The sequence below is a fragment of the Bradyrhizobium sp. genome (genome assembly GCF_035701725.1).
In the GTDB taxonomy this organism is placed as follows: domain Bacteria; phylum Pseudomonadota; class Alphaproteobacteria; order Rhizobiales; family Xanthobacteraceae; genus Bradyrhizobium.
In genome coordinates this window covers 1-4361 of sequence record NZ_DASSRP010000281.1, presented here as the reverse complement: position 1 = coordinate 4361, position 4361 = coordinate 1, and the positions used below count along the sequence as shown (strand labels likewise).

Annotated in this window: 5 protein-coding genes; all 5 read left to right on the top strand. The window is 63.0% G+C overall.

All coding sequences use genetic code 11. The features are described from left to right. Nucleotides 1-1645: xanthine dehydrogenase family protein molybdopterin-binding subunit (locus tag VFL62_RS16825; RefSeq protein ID WP_325173512.1), on the top strand; the 1645-nt coding region annotated here is incomplete at its 5' end. A gap of 54 nt (nt 1646-1699) precedes the next feature. Then, nucleotides 1700-2983, top strand: coding sequence for an NAD(P)/FAD-dependent oxidoreductase (locus tag VFL62_RS16820; protein WP_325173511.1), 1284 nt, complete (start codon nt 1700-1702; stop codon nt 2981-2983). Continuing rightward, complete coding sequence (gene soxX, locus VFL62_RS16815) at nt 2976-3434, top strand: sulfur oxidation c-type cytochrome SoxX (protein WP_414644747.1); 459 nt, start codon at nt 2976-2978, stop codon at nt 3432-3434. Before VFL62_RS16820 ends, soxX begins: the two co-directional genes overlap by 8 nt. A gap of 88 nt (nt 3435-3522) precedes the next feature. Next, the gene (locus tag VFL62_RS16810; RefSeq protein WP_325173510.1) at nt 3523-4005 is read left to right on the top strand and encodes a SoxY-related AACIE arm protein; all 483 of its coding nucleotides are present in this window, start codon (nt 3523-3525) and stop codon (nt 4003-4005) included. Then, nucleotides 4005-4325 carry a thiosulfate oxidation carrier complex protein SoxZ gene (gene soxZ / locus VFL62_RS16805; RefSeq protein WP_325173509.1) on the top strand — a complete coding sequence of 107 codons (321 nt, stop codon included), beginning with the start codon at nt 4005-4007 and terminating at the stop codon, nt 4323-4325. The genes VFL62_RS16810 and soxZ overlap by 1 nt, the downstream gene beginning before the upstream one ends. The last annotated feature ends 36 nt before the right edge of the window (nt 4326-4361 follow it).

Genomic DNA, 4361 nt, shown 5'->3' with positions numbered 1-4361 from the left:
GCCCGCCGACGTCAAGCTGAAGGACCCGAAGGACTGGAAGATCATCGGCAAGCCGGTCAAGCGGCTCGACACCGCCGACAAGGTCGTCGGCAAGATGATGTACGGCATCGACGTCAAGCTGCCGGGCATGCTCAACGCCGCCATCAAGCAATGTCCGGTGTTCGGCGGCAAGGTGAAGAGCTACGACGAAGCCAAGATCGCCGGCATGAAGGGCGTCAAGAAAGTCGTCAAGGTCGACGACAGCGCGGTGGCCGTGATTGCCGATACCTGGTGGCACGCCAAGGTCGCGCTCGACGCGCTCCCGATCGTCTGGGACGAAGGCAAGAACGGCAACGTCTCGAGCGCCTCGATCGCCAAGTGGCTGGAGGAAGGTCTCGACCCCTCGCAGCAGGCCTTTGTCGGCAATGAGAACGGCGACGTCAAAGCCGCGCTTGCCAGCGCCGCCAAGAAGGTCGAAGCCGTCTACAGCTATCCCTACCAGAATCACGCGACCATGGAGCCGCTGAACGCCACCGCGCTCTATACCGCGGACAAGTGCGAGGTCTGGTGCGGCACGCAGAACGGCGAAGCCGCGTTCGCCGCGACGGTGGAAGTCTCCGGGCTGCCATCCGACAAATGCGACGTCTACAAGTACATGCTCGGCGGCGGCTTCGGCCGCAAGGGCAACACCGACTATGTGCGGCAGGCGGTTGCGATCGCCAAGCAGATGCCGGGCACGCCGATCAAGCTGTTGTGGTCGCGCGAAGAAGACATGCAGCACGGCGCCTACCATCCGGTCACCCAATGCAAGATGACCGCGGGCTTCGACGCCGACAACAACCTGACCGCGCTGCATATGCGGATCTCAGGACAGTCGATCCTGGCAAGCCTGCGGCCCGAGGCGATGGTCAACGGCAAGGACCCCGTCACCTTCCAGGGCCTCAATCCCAACGGCGAGGCCGCATTCGGCTATACGATCCCGAATCTCCTGATCGACCACTCGATGCGCAACCCGCACGTCCCGCCGGGCTTCTGGCGCGGCGTCAACGTCAACCACAATGCGATCTACGTCGAATGCTTCATGGACGAACTCGCGCATGCGGTCGGCCAGGACCCGCTCGAGTTCCGTCGCAAGCTGATGGCGAAGAACCCGAAGCACCTTGCCGTGCTCAATGCGGTGGCCGAGAAAATCGGCTGGGACAAGCCCGCCCCGCAAGGCGTCTATCGTGGCCTTGCGCATTTCATGGGCTTCGGCAGCTACGTGGCGGGTGCTGCGGAAATCTCGGTCACCGACGGCAACAAGATCAAGGTGCACCGGATTGTCGGTGCCACCGATCCGCTCTATGCCGTCAACCCGTCGCAGATCGACCGCCAGGTCGCAGGCTCCTTCGTCTACGGACTTTCGGGCCTGTTCTACGGCGGCTGCACGGTCAAGGATGGCCGCATCGAACAGGCCAATTTCGACACCTATAATTCGATGCGGATTGCCGAAATGCCGAAGGTCGAATCCATCATCATGCCGAGTGGTGGAAGCGGACCCTGGGGCGGCGTCGGCGAGCCGACCATCTGCGTGGCGGCGCCCGCCGTGCTCAACGCCTACTTCGCGGCGACCGGAAAACGAATCCGCTCGGTGCCGCTGAAGGACCAGAACATCACCTTTGCCTAGCAAATCTGGAAGGCGGCGGTTTTTCCGCCGCCTTCTTTTTCCCGGAATATATTGATGGACGCGTTGCGCTTGAAGACGACGCGGAGAAATGTCCTTCGCGGCGTCGCGGCGGCGACGGCTTCGCTTGCCCTTCCCTGCCCGTCCTTTGCCCAGGCGGGCGCCCGCGTGGTCGTGATCGGCGGCGGCTTCGGCGGCGCGGCTTGCGCGCGCGCTTTGCGCAAGATCAATCCCAAACTGCAGGTGACGCTGGTCGAAGCGAACCGCACGTTCACCGCCTGCCCATTCAGCAATGAAGTGATCGCGGGCCTGCGCGAGATCGATGCGCAGCAATTCGGATATGAAAAGATCGCTAGCCTCGGCGTGACCATCGTCGTGCAGTCCGCCACCAAGGTCGATCCGCAGGCGCGCACTGTCGGTCTCGCCGACGGCACCTCGCTTCCCTACGACCGCCTGGTGCTGGCGCCGGGCATTGATATGCGGTTCGATGCCTTGCCGGGATACGACGAAGCCGCAGCGGAGAAAATGCCCCATGCCTGGAAGGCCGGCGAGCAGACGCTGCTGCTGCGCCGTCAGCTCGAGGCGATGGAAGACGGCGGCACGGTGGTGCTCGCGGTGCCGGCGACGCCCTACCGCTGTCCGCCCGCGCCCTATGAGCGCGCCAGCCTGATTGCTCACTATCTCAAGGCGAAAAAGCCCCGCTCCAAGATTCTCGTTCTCGACGCCAAGGACACCTTTTCGCAGCAGCGTTTGTTCGAGAAAGCCTGGAAGGAATTCTATGGCGACATGATCGAACGCATCCCGTTGTCGCAGGGAGGCCGCGTCGTCTCGGTGGAGGCCGCGAGCAATACGCTGGTCACCGACTTCGGCAATCACGATGCGCAGGTCGCCAATGTGATCCCGCCGCAAAGAGCAGGCAATATCGCCAAGATAGCCGGCGCCGCCGACAACACCGGCTGGTGTCCGATCGATGCGGCGACGTTTGCCTCGAAACTCGTACCCAATATCCACGTCATCGGCGACGCCGTGATCGGCGGCAATGCGCCGAAATCGGCCTCATCGTCAGCTTCGGAAGGCAAGGCCTGCGCCGCCGTGGTGGCGAGCCTGATCGCCGGAACTCCTCCCGAAAGGCCGACGATCGAGGGCACCTGCTATAACATCGTGGCACCCGGCTATGCTTTTTCGCAGTCTGGCAATTACCAGCCGCGGGACGACATTTTCGTCGAGGTGATGGGCTCCGGTTTCACCAGCCCGGTCAACGCGCAAAATGATCTTCGCCAGCGCGAGGCGGATCAGGCGAAGACCTGGTTCAAGACAATCACGGTGGAAACCTTTGGCTAGTGGAACGGGTTCTATTGCCGGAGGATGCCTCGCAGCCGCGCTGCTGGCACTGCCCTGCGCGGCCGGTGCGGAGGAACTGCGGCCCTATACGGTCAGCGGCGATGCAATCGCGGAATCACTGACCGGCGTGCCCGGCGATGCGACGCGCGGCCGCAAACTGATCGTGGAGCGCACCAACACGTGCATTCTATGCCACAGCGGTCCGTTCCCGGAGGAGAAGTTCCAGGGCGATCTGGCACCCAATCTGGCGGGCGCCGGCAGCCGCTGGTCGGTGGCGCAGCTCCGGCTTCGGCTGGTCGACGCCTCCCGCCTCAACCCGGAGACGATCATGCCATCCTACTACCGGATCGACGGGCTCGATCGCGTCGCGCCCAATTGGCGCGGCAAACCGATCCTGTCGGCCGAGCAGATTGAGGATATTGTGGCCTATCTGGCGACACTGCGGGAATAGCCTGCACGAACCGGAAGGCGACTTCACCGATGCCAACGACCTGATGCCAAAGACCTGATGCCAAAGACCTGATGCAAGGACCGAGAGAATGCCAAGACAACACCTTTCCACCCGCCGCGGCTTTCTCGGGCTCGCCGGCAGCGCCGCCGCGATGAGCGCGCTTCCGCTTGCCGTCAGCATGCGCCCGGTCGAAGCCACGCCCGAGACGATGGCGAGCGCGATCCGCACCGTCACCGGCGGTGCACCCGTGCAGAGCGGCAGGGTCAAACTCGACATTCCGCCGCTGGTCGAAAACGGCAACAGCGTGCCGATGATGGTGAGCGTCACCAGCCCCATGACCGACAAGGACTATGTAAAGAGCATCCACGTCTTCAACGAAAAGAACCCGCAGCCCAATCTCGGAAACTTCTATCTCACGCCGCGCGCCGGCCGCGCCCAGGTTTCCACCCGGGTGCGGCTCGCCGACAGCCAGAAGATCATCGCCATCGCAAAACTTTCCGACGGCTCGTTCTGGTCGACGACGACGGAGGTCGTCGTCACGCTGGCCGCCTGCACCGAGGAGGTGATGTGATGGCCGCAGCCCTGATCAACGTGCCGAAGAAGGCCAAGAACGGCGACATCATCGAAATCAAGACGCTGATGTCGCACATCATGGAAACCGGCTATCGCCACACCTCCTCCGGCGAAGTGGTGCCGCGCGACATCATCACGAGCTTCAGCTGCCGTTTCGAGGGCGACGAGATCTTCCGCGCCGACCTGTTCCCGGCCACGGCCGCGAACCCGTTCTTCTCGTTCTTCACGGTCGCCACCAAAAGCGGAAAATTCGATTTCGAATGGATCGGCGACAACGGCTTTTCGGAAACCGCATCCGCCAGCATCACCGTCGAATGAAACTTGCGACGACGATAGTTTTGATGTCGCTGCTGC